Origin of the sequence: Mesorhizobium sp. M0185, assembly GCF_040322175.1 — a bacterium.
Classification (GTDB): Bacteria; Pseudomonadota; Alphaproteobacteria; order Rhizobiales; family Rhizobiaceae; genus Mesorhizobium.
Genome location: NZ_JAMYSY010000001.1, coordinates 150,865 through 166,604, shown reverse-complemented (window position 1 = coordinate 166,604; position 15,740 = coordinate 150,865). Strand labels below are relative to the sequence as shown.

Below are 15,740 nucleotides of genomic sequence, written 5' to 3'. Positions count from 1 at the left end.
GCTGCCGTCATGGCTGCGACCTCCGGGCCAAATGCGATGCTGCAAAGGCGGCGAGCGCCGATCCACAGAGCAGCACCGCGCCGAAAGTGAATGCACCCCACCAGCCGACCGTATCGAAGAGCGTGCCGCCGATGGCGGCGCCGCCGGTGATGGCGAGCTGGATGACGGCTACCTGCAACCCGCCGCCGGCCTCCGCGTCGTCCGGCAACGTGCGGCAGAGCCAGGTGCCCCAGCCAACGGGCGCGGCCGTGCCGAAGAAGCCCCAGGCAACGAGCAGCGGCGCTGTAGGAATCGGCAGCGTACCGAAGGCGATGAGCGCTACGGCCAACGCGGCCATGACCAGCGGGATGACGACGAGGATGCTAAACAGGCGCGTGCGCAAAAGCCGGCCTATGCAGAGGGTGCCGAGCACCCCGGCCAGCCCCATCGCCAGCAGGATCGCCGAAAGCGCGGCGATGTCGAGCCTAGTGACGCTCTCGAGGAAGGGCCGCAGATAGGTGAAGAGCGCGAACTGGCCCATGAACAGCATCATGATCGACGCCATGCCGGTGGCGACAGGAAGACGGCCGAGGAGCGCCAGCGGATTGCCTGGACGCTTCCTCCGGCGCGGGGGCAGCGCCGGCAGGCTAGTCCACTGCCAGACCAGCGCCAGGAGCCCAAGCGGCACGACGAGGAAGAAAGCGCCGCGCCAGCCGACATAGGCGCCAAGAAAACTGCCCAGCGGCGCGGCGATGGTGGCCGCAATGGCATTGCCAGCGTTTAGCATGGCGAGACCCTTCGGAACCATGTCTTGCGGCACGAGGCGCATGACGATCGCGGTCGACATCGACCAGAACCCGCCGATCGCGATGCCGAGCAGCGCCCGGCCGACCATGAGGAACGCGTAGTTCGGCGCGAAGGTGACAGCGAGCCCGGACACGATCAGGAGAAGGGTGAAGCCGGTCACGACCAGTCGGCGGTCGATCCGGCGCGTGAGGCCGGCGACCAGCAGGCTGGTCACGACGGCGAAAGCGCCCGAAATCGAGATCGCCTGTCCCGTGCGGCCCGCGGTGATGCCGAGATCGGCCGCGAGCGGCGACAGCAGGCTGACCGGCATGAATTCCGATGCGATGAGCACGGAAACACACAGAGCCATCGACAGCACCGCGCCCCATGCGGCGCGGTCTTCGACAAGCCTTGTGTCGTAGGTCGTTTCCATAATTGGCATCCTTGCTAGGCGACCGGGCGGATCAGCCGCCAATCCCCGTCGCGATGCCAGAAGATATTGCAGAGGAACCCATTCTATTAGACTAAGTAATTCGCATGGACTTATCTGCTCATGATATAAATGTCCGACGGGAGGTGCCCTATGCAGCGCGATGGGATGAAGGATCTGCTCTGGTTCGTGGCGGTCGCCCGGGAGCGCAGCTTCACCAAGGCGGCGGCCAAGCTCGGAACCTCGCAGTCGACCCTGAGCTCGACAATCAAGGAGCTTGAAGGTCGTCTTGGCGTCCGCCTGCTGACACGTACGACGCGGAGCGTCGCTCCGACCGAGGCCGGCGAGCGACTTTTCCAATCTCTTGTTCCCCGCTTCGAGGAAATCGAAGCCGACCTTGCAAGCCTGGTGGCCTTTCGCGACAAGCCCTCTGGAACGGTCCGCATCACGCTGTCCGACCATGCGCTCCAGACGACCGTCTGGCCGAAGCTGCAGCCCTTGCTCAGCGACTATCCTGACGTGTGCGTCGAGCTCTACAGCGACAACGGCATGAAGAACATTGTGGAGGAGCGTTTCGATGCAGGCGTGCGGCTTGGTGAGAGCATCGACAGGGATATGATAGCAGTGCGCATCGGGCCGGATTGGAGGCTCGTGGCCGTGGCTTCGCCGGAGTACTTTTCCCGCCATCCGGTTCCGACCGCACCGCAGGATCTGGTCGATCATGACTGCATTAATATGCGGCAGGCGACGTTCGGCGGATTATATGCCTGGGAATTCGCCAGGGATGGCCGCGACCTTCGTGTGCGGGTGGAAGGCCAACTCACCTTCAATTCGTCCATTCCCATGATCGAGGCTGCGATAAGCGGTTTCGGAATCGCCTATGTCCCGGAAAACCTCGTCAGCCACCACATCGCCAAGGGATGCCTTAGGCTCGTGCTTGACGACTGGAGTCCGCCATTTGCGGGCTATCACCTCTACTACCCGAGCAGGCGACAGCTCTCGCCTGCGATGGCGGTGATCGTTGAGGCGCTCCGCCATCGCATCTGACCCCAAGACTGCGCCTATGGATCATGAAGCTGACATTGGTAAATGGTAGGTTCTGACCCAAGCCATTTGACTTCTACGCTGCGGGCGGCTGCTTTCGTGAAGAGTTTCGGGCGCCGGCAGGCGTACGAAACTCTTCACGAAAGGAACCCGCGGGCCACAGTCGACGGCTATGGGGATTTCGAATTGCGGCCGATGTCGGCGATAACTCAACCGCCGCTGGGAAGCGCGGGGGTGGATGCGGACAGGCCGCTTCGTTGTGCCTCCGCGCGGTTTAGCCGGCCGTGCACGTGGCTCGTCGCGACTCCGTCGGTTGCGATAGTCACCATGGACACGCGTGGGTCCGTTGCCGGAGGCTGGATGCCTGAGGCCTGAATCTGGATGATGTCATGCCGGATCATGGGGCGGTCTCCCGGTTCGGCGCTCTTGAGGCGGGCGGTCCGCGTGGCTGTCTCCACCGTTCGAACGTCTCGATGATGATCATGCGTCCGCCGCAGCAGGGGCATGGCGGGCGGAAGTCGTCCGGTTCGCCCGGTGTGTCGTCATCGGGCGGCGCGGCGACATTTAGGAGTTGGCGGGCGAGCGCGAGGCTGGCCTTGCGGGCAGAGCCGGCGAGCAAGCCGTAGTGCCGAATGCGATGGAAGCCGCGCGGCAGCACATGGAGCAGGAAGCGGCGGATGAACTCCTCGGCAGCAAGCGTCATTACCTGCTGCATGTCAGCGCCGTCGCGACGGTAGTCCTTGTAGCGGAAGGTGACGCCGGCCTCATCGAAGCCGATCAGGCGGCGGTTCGAGATTGCCACGCGGTGGGTGTAGCGCGACAGATAGGCGAGCACCGCCTCCGGCCCGGCGAACGGCGCCTTGGCGTAGACCACCCAACACTTCTTCCGAACAGGAGCAAGGTGGTGCAGGAATGCGCGTCGATCGGACAGGTGCACCAGCGATCCGAAGAAGGCGAGCCGCCCGGCGTCGTGCAGAGCGACCAGCCGGGCGAGGAAGAGCCGTCGGAACAGTTTGCCGAGCACGCGCACCGGGAGCAGGAAGGCCGGCCGCGAGGAGACCCATCGGCTTCCGCCCAGTGCGATGCCGCCGCCCGGCACGATCATGTGCACGTGCGGATGGTGGGTCATCGCCGATCCCCAGGTGTGGAGCACGGCGGTGATGCCGATGCGCGCGCCGAGGTGTTTTGGATCGGCTGCGATCGTCAGCATCGTCTCCGACGCCGCCTTGAACAGAAGGTCGTAGACGAGGGCCTTGTTGTGGAACCCGATGTCGGCGACCTCAGCGGGCAGCGTGAACACGACGTGGAAGTAGCCGACCGGCAGCAGGTCGGCCTCGCGCTCGGCAAGCCATGTCCGCGCCGCCTTGCCCTGGCACTTCGGGCAGTGCCGGTTGCGGCAGGAGTTGTAGGCGATGCGCCATTGGCCGCAGTCCTTGCAGGCCTCAACGTGACCGCCGAGCGCTGCGGTGCGGCAGTTCTCGATCGCCGACATGACCTTGAGCTGAAGAAGGCTCAGGTGACCTGTCTGGGCGGCCCGATACGCAGACCCGGCTGCGCGGAAGATGTCGGCGACCTCGATGGAAGCGCGCACGGCTCAGCCGTCCGGCGAGATCTCTGCTGGCCTGAACAGGCCGAGCTTGTCGAGCGGGCTCGTGACCGTGCGAACCGTCCGGGTCGCGACCTTGGCGTAGAGGGCCGTGTTGTTCAGCTTGGCGTGCCCGAGGAGGACCTGGATAATCCGGATGTCGGTGCCGTCCTCTAGCAGGTGGGTCGCGAAGCTGTGACGCAGCGTGTGCGGCCCGACCCGTTTTGCAATGTCGGGGGCCCGGGCCGCCTCGACGACGATCCGATAGAGCTGCCGGGTGCTGATCGGCTTCATCGCGTGCTGCCCGGGGAACAGCCAGCCGTCGCGGTGCATCACGCCCTGCCGCCGCCCGACCTTCCACCACTCACGCAGAAGCGTCAGCAGGTCCTCCGAGAGCATCGCGTTGCGATAGCGCCCGCCCTTGCCGCGTTCGACACGCAGCAGCATGCGCTCACTGTCGACGTCGGCAACCTTCAGCATCGACACCTCGGCGACGCGCAGGCCCGCGCCATAGGCGACTGACAATGCGGCCTGGTGCTTGAGACACGTGGTGGCGTTGAGCAGCCGGGCCACCTCGTCGCGGCTGAGCACCACGGGCAGGTTGCGCGGATGCGCCAGCCGGACAAGCCTGCGCGCCAGATCCGGGCGGTCGAGCGTGTGGGTGAAGAAGAAGCGCAGTGCCGACACGATGCTGTTCATCGTCGGCACGGGGACGCCGTCCTCCTGCTGCTCGATCTGGAACCGGCGCAGGTCGTCGGCGGTCGTCGTGTCCGGTGAGCGCCCGAGGAATGTCGCCAGGCGTCCGATGTCGCGGAGGTAGTTGCGCTGCGTCTCGCGTGAGAAACGCCGCAGGTTCATGTCGTCGATCAACCGCTGGCGCAGCGGGCTGACGAGTGTGTCGAGATGGGAGTGCTGCATGGTCGGGCTCCTTATTGAAGAAGCCCGTCATGCTCTGCCGCTGCCGTGCGACGCTCAATGCAGGCGCGATGCTCGGCCTGTGCCCCCTACCTCAGCCGCAGGCGCCCTCCCGCGCAGCGGGTTCGTTCACCGCCTCAAAGCAGACGTGTAGCTCGCTCGCCTCTATGTCTGTGATTGACACAGAAGCAGTCATCGAAAAGGAGCCAAACTCGCAGGCTGAACTGGCCAAGAATTCTCGTGGATAGCCGAGGTTTTTCTCGAGCCCAGGCCATGTCTTGGTCGTCATCGGATAGGACAGGGCAGGACAGGGTTGTCCAGTTATCCCCCGGCAAGACGCGGCAGCAGGAAAATCTCCGCGCCTTCCGGCAGTTCCTTCGACCAGGTATCGCGATAGATCGTCCCGTCGATGGCGACGGCGATGCCGCGATCGATGTACGGCTCGAGGCCGGGATACTGTTCAGCCAGTTTCCTGAACAGCTCCCTTATGTCCTTCGCCTCGATTTCGACCTTGCTCTTGCCTCCGGCGATCGCGCCGAGCGACCCCCAGAGCGTTACTTCGACCATCAGCCTCCCCGTTCCGCCTCGAGCGCCGCCAGGATGCGCGGCGGCGACATCGGAATATGCGTCATGCGCACGCCCGCGGCGTTTGACACCGCATTGGCGATCGCCGCCAGCGGCGGCACGATCGAGGTCTCGCCGACGCCGCGCACCCCGTAAGGATGGTTAGGATTGGGGATCTCGAGAATCTGTGTGTCGATCATCGGCAGGTCCGAGCAGACCGGGATCCGGTAATCCAGGAAGCCAGGGTTCTGCAGCCGCCCGTCCTTGCCGTAGATATACTCCTCGTTGAGCGCCCAGCCGATGCCTTGTGCGGCACCGCCCTGGTACTGCCCCTCGACATAGGTCGGATGCACCGCCTTGCCGGCGTCCTGAACGACGGTGTAGCGCAGCACCCTGGTGGAGCCTGTCTCGGGATCCACCTCGATATCGCAGATATGGGTGGCGAAGGAGACGCCGGCGCCGTCGGCGACGAGCTCACTGTGGCCTGCGATCGGTCCCCCCGTCTTCCCTGACGCGGCTGCGATCTCCTTCAGCGACAATGCTGCAAGGTTGCCGTATTTCTCGCCCTTGGCAATCGCGTGACCTTTTTCCCAGACCACGTCGTCGACGGGAATGTCCCACATCTGTGCGGCGCGTTCCCGCAACACCTTGATGGCGTTGCGAGCGGCCGAGATCGTCGCCATGGAGGAGGAGAAGGTGCCGCGGCTGCCGTCCGTCATATCGTTGTAGCCGAGGCTGGAGGTATCGGCGACCACCGCCTTGATTTGCTCATAGGGGATGCCGAGCTCCTCCGCCGCGACCAGCGACAGCGACGCGCGGGAACCACCCACATCGACAGTGCCGACGGCAAGGGAGACCGAGCCGTCCATGCCGATGTTGAGGTCGGTGCAGGTCTGGCCACCGAAATTGAACCAGAAGCCGCAGGCCATTCCGCGGCCCTGGTTCTTGCCGAGCGGCGCCTTCATGTGCGGATGGTTCTTCACCGCCTCCAGCGTCGGCCCGATGCCGATCGGGCCGTATACCGGTCCATAGGACGATCTGGTGCCTTCCTGCGCCGCGTTCCTGATCCGGAACTCGACCGGGTCCATGCCGATCTCCTTGGCCAGCTCATCGACCGCACTTTCCACCGCAAACGCCGCCATTGGAGCCGACGGCGCGCGATAGGCCGCGGTCTTGGGCCGGTTGACCAGCACTTCGTAGCCGACCGTCCTGACGTTCTCGAGCTTGTAGCAGGCAAAGGCGGTCATGGCGCCGATCTCGGCCCACGTGCCGGCATAGGGGCCGCAGCTATAGCGCAGCGTCGCCTCGGCCGCCGTGATCGTGCCGTCCTTGCGGGCGCCGATCCGAACATCGATCGAGGTGGCGCTGGTCGGGCCGGAGGCGCGGAACACCTCGTCGCGCGTCATGACCAGCTTGACCGGCCGCCCGGCCTTGCGTGACAGCGCCAGTGCCACCGGCTCGGCCCAGACATGGGTCTTGCCGCCGAAACCGCCGCCGATCTCCGAGGAGGTGACGCGCAGCTTCGAGGCTTCCATGCCAAGCAGTTGGGCGCAGTGCTGGCGGTAGACAAAATGGCCTTGCGTACAGACCCACAGGTCGGCGGTGCCGTCGGAGCTGACATTGGCCACGCAGGCATGCGGCTCGATATACCCCTGGTGCGTCTGCTCGGTCTTGAAGGAGCGTTCGACGACGAAATCGGCCTGGCCGAAACCTTCATGGATGTCGCCATGGCCATACTGGGTGCGCTTGGTGACGTTGGACGGCTTGACGGCCTTTTGCTCGAGGCCCTCGGTGAAGATGGCGTCGTTGACCAGAGGTGCGGAGTGCTTCATCGCCTCGTCGACGTCGGTGACATGCGGCAGCACCTCGTAGTCGACCTCGATCAGCTTCAGTGCCTGCCTCGCCGTGCGGGCATCGACCGCAGCCACCGCGGCCACGGCATGGCCGTCATAGAGCGCTTTCTTGCGCGCCATGCAGTTGTCGAGGATGTCGTACATGGCGGCATCGCCGTCGGTGAGGTCGGGCAGGTCGGCCGCGGTGATCACGGCCTTGACGCCGGCGAGCTTCTCCGCCTTCGACGTGTCGATCTTCCTGATCGTGGCATGCGCATGGGGGCTTCTGAGAACGCGCCCGACCAGTTGCCCGGCCATGTTGAAGTCGGCGCCATAGCGTGCGCGGCCCGTCACCTTGTCGACGCCGTCGGGACGGATGGGACGCGTGCCGACAGAGGTGAAATTGCGTCCGGAGTAACGCGGATCGAAATTCATCGTCATGCTCCCTTCATCACGCTGGCGGCGTCCTGAACGGCACGCACGATCTTGTCATAGCCGGTGCAGCGGCAGAGGTTCCCGGCGAGGCCGAAGCGGATCTCCTCCTCGGTCGGATCGGGGTTCTTGGCCAAAAGGTCCTTCGCCGCTATCAAGAAGCCCGGCGTGCAGATGCCGCATTGGAGTGCGGCGTGTTCCAGGAATTTCTGCTGCAGGGGATGCAGCCTGTCGCCATGCGCCATGCCCTCGATGGTCTCGACGTGCCGGCCCTCGGCCTCCGCGCCGAGCACCAGGCACGAGCACACCAGCCGATCGTCGAGGATGATGCTGCAGGCCCCGCAGTCGCCGGTGCCGCAGCCTTCCTTGGCGCCCGTCAGCCCCAGGCGATCGCGCAGGACATCAAGCAGCGTCTCGTCCGGCTGGCAAAGGAACTCGACATTGTCGCCGTTGATTGTCGTTGATACTGCCACACCAGCCATCATTTGCCTCCTGCGCGTGCATAGGCGGTCGTGGCGGCCCGCCTGGCCAGCACACCCGCAACTTTCCGTCTGAATTCGATGGTGCCCCGCTTGTCGTCGATGGGGCGGCAGGCCCCTGAGCAGACCTTGGCGAGCCTCTCCAGCGTGGCTTCGTCCAGCTTGGAGCCGATGAGAACCTCGGCGGCCTCCTCGACCAGAATCACCGTCGGCGCCACGGCGCCCAACGCCAGACGGGCGGATTTGACGCGACCTTGCTCATCGAGCGTCAAGTTCACGCCGGCGCTTACCACCGCGATGTCCATCTCTGTGCGCGGAATGAAACGCAGATAGGCATCGCCCGAACGCGGCAGACGGCTGTCGAGCAGGATTGCCTCGATGATCTCGCCCTTGGCCAGCGACGTCTTGCCCGGCCCAGTCGGCACCGCTTCCACGGCAATCGTGCGCCTGGCTCCCGGGCCGACGACCACAGCCTTGGCGCCAGCGGCCACCAGCGCCGGCACGCTGTCGGCGGCCGGCGAGGCGTTGCACAGATTGCCGACGATGGTGCAGCGTCCCTGCACCTGCTTCGAGCCGATCAGCTTGGCCGCTTCGACGACGCCAGGCCATGCCTTCTGCAGGGCCGCGTTCTCGCCCAGCAATGCGCAGGGGACCGCCGCGCCGATGCTGAAGCCCTCGGCTGTTTCCCTGATCTCGCCAAGCCCGTCGATCGCCTTGATGTCGACGATCAGGTCGGGTTCGATAAAGCCGCCTTTCATTCGCACCAAGAGGTCGCTGCCTCCGGCGAGGATGGCGGCCGTGCCGACTGATCCGGCCAACTGGCCAACGGCATCTTCCATTGAAAGCGGACGTATGTAGCGCATCGTCTCCCCTTAGTGGTCATAGTCACATCAACTGATATAACCGTCTCTTCACAATGGCCATCCTGTTCGTGCATTCGCGGATTAGGCCAGGCGCCGCAATTTCATTTTGCTCGTCCACTGGACGCACCGCCAGCCACTAATGCTCGATCGGTCCCTTCGGCATGACCAGCGCCGTGCCAGCAGTCGTCGGGCGCTCGATCATGCGGCGGACGCGCGCAGTCCAGCACCGCGCCGACCCATCCGTAAGTCATCCGTAAGTGCGCTCCCTCTACGTCCTGTTTCGAACCAGGCGACATGTCTGCGCGGTATAGAGGGGAACGAATATGAGCACGCTTCTTGCACCAATTGTGATCGGCCCCGTGTCGGTCTTGAATACCTCGGTACGTATCGATGGGCCGCTTCCCGGGTCGAGCATTTCCCTCTTGGTAAACGGCATACCTGTCCCTGCCGTAGATGCCGGCGCCACAACCACCACTTTTGTACCAATCACCGCAGGCTCCCTCAACGTGGGGGATGCGCTGACCGCACGCTGGACACTCGGCGCCGAAACCAGTGACCCAAGCCCGGTCCCGATCGTCGTGCTCGGGTATCCCTCGACGCTTGGCCCATTGGTGTATTTGAGCCAGGTGCACGAGTGCGTCGACTGGGTGCTGATAGGCGCAGCCTATCCTGGCGCCACGGTCGAGATTTTCAACGGCGGCGTATCGATTGGCAGCGATACCGCACGCGGAAATGTCGTACCCGTGCGCATACGCGGGCCGATCCAGGCCAATGATGTCCTTAACGCGATGCAGTCCGTTCAGACGCCCGGCGGACTAGTGAAGAGCAGTCAGACCCCGAGCTTGCCCGCCGAACCGACGCCGTATCGGGAAAATACCATGCCGGCACCGGCGGTCGGCCCAGTTCCTGGCTGTGCGCAAGCAGTACCCGTCAGGGGGTTGGCTCAAGGCGCCACCACCAAAGTCCACTTCAATGGCGACGTGCTGGAATATCCTTTCGTTGGTGCAAACCTGCTAGCGCTGCTCGGCCGCACCGCGCATAATCCGGACGTCTTCAGCGCCACGCAGCACTTCGAGCGCTGCAATGCATCAAGTCCGTCGTCTGCCCCTCCGGTGATCGTCGACGAAACCTTGCCGGTTCGAAAGCCCGTAATCGGGACCGCACAGTATTCCTGCCCGGCAGCCCGTGCTTTGCCTATTTCCAACCTCGAGCCCGGCGCGACATTGACGATCCAACTTGTCGATCCGACTTCGGGTGCAGCTACCGTGCTCGGGAGAATCGGAGTCGGCGAGGATGTGAGTTCCGGCCAATACTGGATTCCCGACGTGTCGGCCCTGATCCCGGCCTCGCCGCCGTTTCCATCGCTCGTCGTCATCCAGGAGCTATGCGGCAAGACAGCCACATCGGATAAGTTGCTGGTGGTAGGGTCTTACCAGGGCAGCATATTTCCGCCGACCGTCATGGAGCCTGCATTTGAATGTGCAAGCGGCGCTTTCGTCAACAGCGTCGACGCTGCGGTCGTACGTTTATACTCGGATGCGCCTGATTCTCCTGTAATCAGCAAGCCCGTATTCAGTTTTGGCGGCGCCGTCTGGGTCGAGACATTTCGGCCATTGCGCGCCGGCGAGCACATTCACGCCGAGCTGGAGCTTACTTGTCAGCCCCCCGCGCTTAGGGTCGGGCCCCCGATCAAAGTATCCGATCTGACCCCACTCAAGACGCCGGATATTCAACAGCCCGTGCGGGTCTTCCAGCGGTTAATTGGCGTATCGGGCGTAATCCCCGGGGCGCGCGTGCATGTGTTCGTGAACGGGAAGTGGCGGGCCAGCGATATGCCACTTGGTTGGACGACGTTCTTCTTTGCGATTTACGTGGGCGAGCTCAAGGTGGAAGACCAAATTACGGTGATGCAGACATTGTGCACGAAGATGTCTCCGCTCACCAGAGTTCCCGTCAATGTCACCCTCGGGGAAATGTTGCTCTCCGCGGCTCCCCCGTCCCTGATAGCGGGCCGGCCGGCGACGATAACCATCAAAGCAGTCGACGCCGACAACAAGTACCAATCGGTTGGCGGGACCATATCGCAAGGGGGCACGGTGGTCGGGGCCACCAACACACCGTTCACGCTATCTCCGCCGACCGGCCAAGCATCGGTCAGCTTGCAAGTTGCAGCCGTTGGCTACAAGACCGAGACCATCAGTATTCCCCTTACCGCGGCGCCGGTCGTCAAGCCGGCGATGCTGACGATAGCAACGGGTCTCTGGTTCAACGCCAGCAAGAAAGAAATCACTGAAATCACCTGGCACCTGCAGGGGCCATCCGGCAGCTTTTCAAAGACCGAAAAGCCGAACGCAGAGCCGGCGTTGGTTCAGTTCGCGTTGCCCAAGCCGGCCGGCGGCGGGTTCACGCCGTTCACTCTCAGCTGCGAGGTCACATTCCAGTTCCAGGATTTCAATTTCATCTCAGGCGTATCTGGGACGAGGTCGAGTGACTTTATCGAGGGAGGCCTCATAAAGCCGTCTCCATCAACCGTCGAGATGCATTGGAGCGGTACCGACCTGACGATCAACTTCCTGGTAAAGTGGATACAGCAGGGCGATTATTTCGTCATAGAGCTCATGTAGTCGAATCGCCAGCGGAAGGGCGTCAGGGTGGCTGGAGCGGTTCATCGTTTCACGGAAACGGCGAACCGCTCTGTCTCTTCCGGACGGAAAACCGTTTCACACTTTTCCTGGAATTGCGCTGGAGCGGGATGCGTTCAAATTGAACGGTGCATCCCGCTTTATCTATTTGTTTTAACCACATTTCTGCGACGTCAAGTGATTCCCTTGGCTGCAAAATGCTTTAATGCTCGATCGGTCCCTTCGGCATGACCAGCGCCGTGCCGGCAGTCGTCGGGCGCTCGATCATGCGGCGGACGCGCGGTGGCTCGTTGCCGCTGTGCAGCGCCCTTATACGCTCGCCGATGACCGCGTCGGCGTAGGTGGCGCGCCGATTGTGGCGGATATATTCTACCCAGGTCGGCGTGTGGTAGTGCTCGATCCATATCGACGGATTTTCGAGATCGCGCGCCAATGTCCAGTTGCGGGCGCCGTCACGGCGGCGGACGCGGCCGCGCTCGGCCATGGTGGCGAGGAATTCCGGTACGTCCTCGTTGCGGATGACATATTCGATCATGATGGCGATGGGACCGCTGCGCGGCTTGAGATCAAGCGCCAGATGCGGCTCCTGAAAACGGTTGAGCGGGTCGAGGTTGAGCACCGCCTGCTGCGGCAGCGGCAGCAGCAGGCCGATTGCGCCTCCCGCCAGCATGGCGACGCTGGCCGCCATCAGGGCGACTTCGGCGCCATGCGCGTCGGCAACGACACCCCAGACCCAGCTGCCGAGCGCGATGCCGCCGAAGGTCGCGGTCTGATAGACCGAAAGCACGCGGCCGACCACCCAGCGCGGCGTCGACATCTGCACGGTGACGTTGAAGTGCGAAAGCGCCGTCACCCAGCAGGCGCCGCCGAGCAGCAGGCCGAGCGACGTCTGCCAGGCATGATTGCTGACGGCGGCGTTGAAGGCGCAGACGGCGAAGCCGGCGAATGCCATGCGCACCATGGTTTCGCTGGACAGCAGCTGCCGCAGCCTGACGCTGATCAGCGCGCCGCCGACGGCCCCGATGCCGAAGGCGCCGAGCATGATGCCGTAGCTCAAGGCATCACCCTTGACGACGTCACGCGCGACCAGCGGCAGCAATGCCAGGACCGCGCCGGCGCTGAAGCCGAAAGCCGAGCTCCTGACCAGCACCTTGCCGATGTTAGGCGACATGGCGACGTAGCGCAGGCCGGCGCCCATTGCGGCGCCCAGCGTCTCGCGCGGCAAGGTCGATGCCGGCAGTTCCGGCTTCCAGCGGGCCAGCACGACGATGAGGCCGACATAGCTCAGCGTGTTGACGGCGAAGGCCGCGGCGGCACCTGCTGCGGCAACGATGATGCCACCGATCGCCGGGCCGACGCTGCGCGTCAGGTTGAAGCCCATCGAGTTGAGCGCGATCGCCGCCGGCACCTTGGTGCGAGGCACCATGTCGCCGACCGAAGCCTGCCAGGACGGGCTGTTGAGCGCGGTGCCGCTGTCGATCAGGAAGGTGAAGGCGAGCAGCGTCCACGGTGTCATCAGGTCGAGATAGGTGAAGACGGTGAGAAGAGCCGAAACAACCAGCATGAAGATCTGCGCGATCAGCATGATTTTGCGCCGGTTGAAGCTGTCGGCGATGGCGCCGGCCAGCAGCGCGAAGAGCATGATTGGCAAGGTGGTCGAGGCCTGGACCAATGCCACCTGGTAGGACGAGGTGGCGATCGTCGTCATCATCCAGGCGGCGCCAACGCCCTGGATGAGGCCACCGAAATTGGAGACGAGGCTGGCGGACCACACCGCCCGGAAGATGCCGTGCCGGAACGGCGCCAGCGCCGAGGCGCTTTCGCTTTCCGGTGTGTCGTCGTTCATAAATGCTTTCCCGGGCTCAAATGCGTTTGTTCTTCCGATCCATCGGCCCCGCAAGCCGTGGGTTCAAAAAATAGAACATCATTTCGCAAAGGGCGAACGCATTCTGGAAAAACATCATGGTCCAACAACAAGATAGCGATCGCGGAGCCGGTCAGCGCACGCCACTGCGTGCGCCGATTCAGATGCTGGCATGAAGGTAATTCGGCCCTTCAGGCTCCACAGCTCGGACTTGATCAAACTGCGGTCCGTACGTAGGAAAATTGCCAGAAGGAAATTACCGAGGGACTGAAATGAAAGCGCGAGCTCTCAAGGTGATGTCGATTGCCATTCTCATAGTGGCTATACCTCACGTATTTTTTAGACCGCTTGCGAGCATGAGCGACCTGGCTTTAATACAAATATTTACATGTGCTATTTTGTACACATATCTTGTGTTGAACATACTTGGTGACAAATTGTACGAAAAGAACGTAGTATTGTATATTATCGCTTGTCTAATAACTACATTTTACCCATATGAGAACGTATTTTTGATAGCCGGCAGCATATATGGATTTATTGTCCTATTTATTTTTCCTATATCTCTCCTTTTTATACTGAGATCCGTCCGAATCGAACTACGATGATGGTGCACTTTTTGCTGCCCAACCGACAGGCTCTGCGTTCGGATTGATCGCATGCCTCGCCTTGCCCGCATTGTCGTTCGCCGTCTGCCGCACCACGTCACGCAACGGGGTTACGGGCGCACCAAGGTGTTTTCGCGTACGAAGACTACGCACTCTGCAAGAGCCTGCTGGTGGAGCATTGCCCACTAGCCGATCTGATTCCGGAATAGTGGCGGACCATCAAGCTTTGGTGATTGCCGCGCCCCCCAAGGAACGGCTGATTCGGCTACAATCCAACTGCAGACGAATCTGACATCAACGCGATTTGACGGAAACGAATTCAATGAATTGGCGGTGAGCGATGGGCTTTACGGCCGCGAAACCGGGTCGGATCGCAACTGTGCCGTATCGGCGGCTCGCCGATTGCGATAAGCTCCCGGTGCCGGGACGGATGGGCGTCCGCCGGTTTGGGGTGACGCCGGTTGCTTGCCACTGCGCGGCAGAGCGCGGATTTCGCGAGACTGGTTTCGGGGGATGGGGAAATAGTGAGCGATTCATTTCAGGAAGTGACGTCCGTCTCGTGGTTCGGGCGGATCAAACGCGCGGTCGGCGGGGTCGTCTTCGGGCTGCTCCTGATCGTGCTGATGGTGATCGGCCTGTTCTGGAACGAGGGCCGGGCCGTGCAGACGGCGCGCTCGCTGGCCGAGGGATCGGGCGCGGTGGTCTCGGTCGGCGCCGACAGCGTCGATGCCGCCAATGACGGCAAGCTCGTCCATGTCACCGGGGCGGTGACGGCGAGCAGCGGCCTTGCCGATCCGGACTTCGGCATTTCGGCGCAGGGGTTGCGGCTGTCGCGCGGCGCCGAGATGTACCAGTGGAAAGAAGAGGAGAAATCCGAGACGACGAAGAAGCTGGGCGGCGGCGAGGAGACGGTGACGACCTACAGCTATTCGAAGGTGTGGGACGACAGCCAGATCAATTCGTCGGAGTTCAAGAAGCCGGACGGCCACGAGAATCCGCCGATGGAGATCCACAGCAAGCAATTCCAGATTCCGGACGGCAAGCTTGGTGCTTTCACGCTCGACCGGCCCGTGCTGGACCTGATCGGCGGCGACAAGACGTTCTCACTGTCTGCCGATCAGTCGGCCGCCATAGACGCCGCCTATACCGGCACCAAGCGGGTCAACATCGTCGACGGAAAAATCTATCTCGGTTTCAACACCACGTCGCCGGCGCTGGGCGACTACCGCATCGGCTACGAACTGGCGCCGCTCGGCGTGGTCAGCGTCGTCGCGCGCCGGACGGGGGGCGGCTTCGAGCCATACCAGACAATCGCCGGCGACCAGTTGCTGATGGTCGACACCGGCAATGTTCCGGCGGAAAAGATGTTCGCCGAAGCGGTCAGCGCGAACACGCTGATCACCTGGCTGCTGCGCGCCGCCGGCGTGCTGCTCCTGGCCATCGGCTTTGCCCTGCTGCTCGGGCCGATCGGCGTCATCCTCGACGTCATTCCTTTGCTCGGCAGCATGGCGCGGATGGGTACCGGCATCATCGCGTTCTTCCTGGCGATCCTGGTCGGGGCGACGACGATGGCCATCGCCTGGTTCTGGTACCGGCCGGTGCTGGCGGCGGGCATCCTGGCAGCGGGCGTCATCGCAGCGGCGGCGGTCTATTACCTCGGCCGCTCGCGCAGGCCGGCTCCGCCGGTTGCGGCGCCGAGCGCGGCCACATGATTTGC

Annotated in this window: 11 protein-coding genes; 3 read left to right on the top strand and 8 right to left on the bottom strand. The window is 63.2% G+C overall.

Going from position 1 to position 15,740, the window contains the following annotated elements:
• Window positions 1-7: 7 nt before the first annotated feature.
• Entirely contained in the window at window positions 8-1,198 is a 1,191-nt protein-coding gene (locus tag NKJ20_RS00755) for an MFS transporter (protein WP_352742017.1), read from the bottom strand.
• 150 nt (window positions 1,199-1,348) lie between these two features.
• Here NKJ20_RS00755 and NKJ20_RS00750 point away from each other — a divergent pair, with 150 nt between their 5' ends.
• On the top strand, window positions 1,349-2,242 hold the full coding sequence (locus tag NKJ20_RS00750; RefSeq protein WP_352742015.1) for a LysR family transcriptional regulator: 894 nt from the start codon (window positions 1,349-1,351) through the stop codon (window positions 2,240-2,242).
• A 394-nt stretch (window positions 2,243-2,636) separates the two neighbouring features.
• On the opposite strand, the gene NKJ20_RS00745 is transcribed toward NKJ20_RS00750, so the two are convergent.
• The 6 genes from NKJ20_RS00745 to NKJ20_RS00720 all read right to left on the bottom strand — a co-directional run bounded on the left by NKJ20_RS00745 (window position 2,637) and on the right by NKJ20_RS00720 (window position 8,909).
• A complete protein-coding gene (locus NKJ20_RS00745) occupies window positions 2,637-3,830 on the bottom strand; it encodes an IS91 family transposase (protein WP_352742013.1) in 1,194 nt (397 codons plus the stop codon).
• Between the two features lie 3 nt (window positions 3,831-3,833).
• Window positions 3,834-4,742 carry a tyrosine-type recombinase/integrase gene (locus NKJ20_RS00740; protein WP_352742011.1) on the bottom strand — a complete coding sequence of 303 codons (909 nt, stop codon included), beginning with the start codon at window positions 4,740-4,742 and terminating at the stop codon, window positions 3,834-3,836.
• Window positions 4,743-5,060: 318 nt separating this feature from the next.
• On the bottom strand, window positions 5,061-5,306 hold the full coding sequence (locus tag NKJ20_RS00735; RefSeq protein WP_023675441.1) for a MoaD/ThiS family protein: 246 nt from the start codon (window positions 5,304-5,306) through the stop codon (window positions 5,061-5,063).
• Complete coding sequence (locus NKJ20_RS00730; protein ID WP_352742237.1) at window positions 5,306-7,570, bottom strand: xanthine dehydrogenase family protein molybdopterin-binding subunit; 2,265 nt, start codon at window positions 7,568-7,570, stop codon at window positions 5,306-5,308. The genes NKJ20_RS00735 and NKJ20_RS00730 overlap by 1 nt, the downstream gene beginning before the upstream one ends.
• 2 nt (window positions 7,571-7,572) lie before the next feature.
• Window positions 7,573-8,049: a (2Fe-2S)-binding protein gene (locus tag NKJ20_RS00725; RefSeq protein WP_352742009.1), complete on the bottom strand. Its 477-nt coding sequence runs from the start codon at window positions 8,047-8,049 to the stop codon at window positions 7,573-7,575.
• The gene (locus NKJ20_RS00720) at window positions 8,049-8,909 is read right to left on the bottom strand and encodes an FAD binding domain-containing protein (protein WP_352742007.1); all 861 of its coding nucleotides are present in this window, start codon (window positions 8,907-8,909) and stop codon (window positions 8,049-8,051) included. Before NKJ20_RS00720 ends, NKJ20_RS00725 begins: the two co-directional genes overlap by 1 nt.
• 323 nt (window positions 8,910-9,232) lie before the next feature.
• Between NKJ20_RS00720 and NKJ20_RS00715 the strand changes: the two genes are divergently transcribed.
• Complete coding sequence (locus NKJ20_RS00715; RefSeq protein WP_352742005.1) at window positions 9,233-11,533, top strand: hypothetical protein; 2,301 nt, start codon at window positions 9,233-9,235, stop codon at window positions 11,531-11,533.
• Between the two features lie 220 nt (window positions 11,534-11,753).
• On the opposite strand, the gene NKJ20_RS00710 is transcribed toward NKJ20_RS00715, so the two are convergent.
• A complete protein-coding gene (locus NKJ20_RS00710) occupies window positions 11,754-13,397 on the bottom strand; it encodes an MFS transporter (protein WP_352742003.1) in 1,644 nt (547 codons plus the stop codon).
• Between the two features lie 1,150 nt (window positions 13,398-14,547).
• On the opposite strand from NKJ20_RS00710, the gene NKJ20_RS00705 reads away from it, so the two are divergent.
• Window positions 14,548-15,735 (top strand): TMEM43 family protein, encoded by a 1,188-nt coding sequence (locus tag NKJ20_RS00705; RefSeq protein ID WP_352742001.1) that lies wholly within the window; start codon window positions 14,548-14,550, stop codon window positions 15,733-15,735.
• Window positions 15,736-15,740 lie beyond the last annotated feature (5 nt).

Bases quoted from the DNA above. Each gene is read 5' to 3' on its own strand.
- NKJ20_RS00755 (WP_352742017.1), bottom strand. From the start codon at position 1,198: ATGGAAACGACCTACGACACAAGGCTTGTCGAAGACCGCGCCGCATGG.
- NKJ20_RS00750 (WP_352742015.1), top strand. From the start codon at position 1,349: ATGCAGCGCGATGGGATGAAGGATCTGCTCTGGTTCGTGGCGGTCGCC.
- NKJ20_RS00740 (WP_352742011.1), bottom strand. From the start codon at position 4,742: ATGCAGCACTCCCATCTCGACACACTCGTCAGCCCGCTGCGCCAGCGG.
- NKJ20_RS00735 (WP_023675441.1), bottom strand. From the start codon at position 5,306: ATGGTCGAAGTAACGCTCTGGGGGTCGCTCGGCGCGATCGCCGGAGGC.
- NKJ20_RS00730 (WP_352742237.1), bottom strand. From the start codon at position 7,570: ATGAATTTCGATCCGCGTTACTCCGGACGCAATTTCACCTCTGTCGGC.
- NKJ20_RS00725 (WP_352742009.1), bottom strand. From the start codon at position 8,049: ATGGCTGGTGTGGCAGTATCAACGACAATCAACGGCGACAATGTCGAG.
- NKJ20_RS00720 (WP_352742007.1), bottom strand. From the start codon at position 8,909: ATGCGCTACATACGTCCGCTTTCAATGGAAGATGCCGTTGGCCAGTTG.
- NKJ20_RS00715 (WP_352742005.1), top strand. From the start codon at position 9,233: ATGAGCACGCTTCTTGCACCAATTGTGATCGGCCCCGTGTCGGTCTTG.
- NKJ20_RS00710 (WP_352742003.1), bottom strand. From the start codon at position 13,397: ATGAACGACGACACACCGGAAAGCGAAAGCGCCTCGGCGCTGGCGCCG.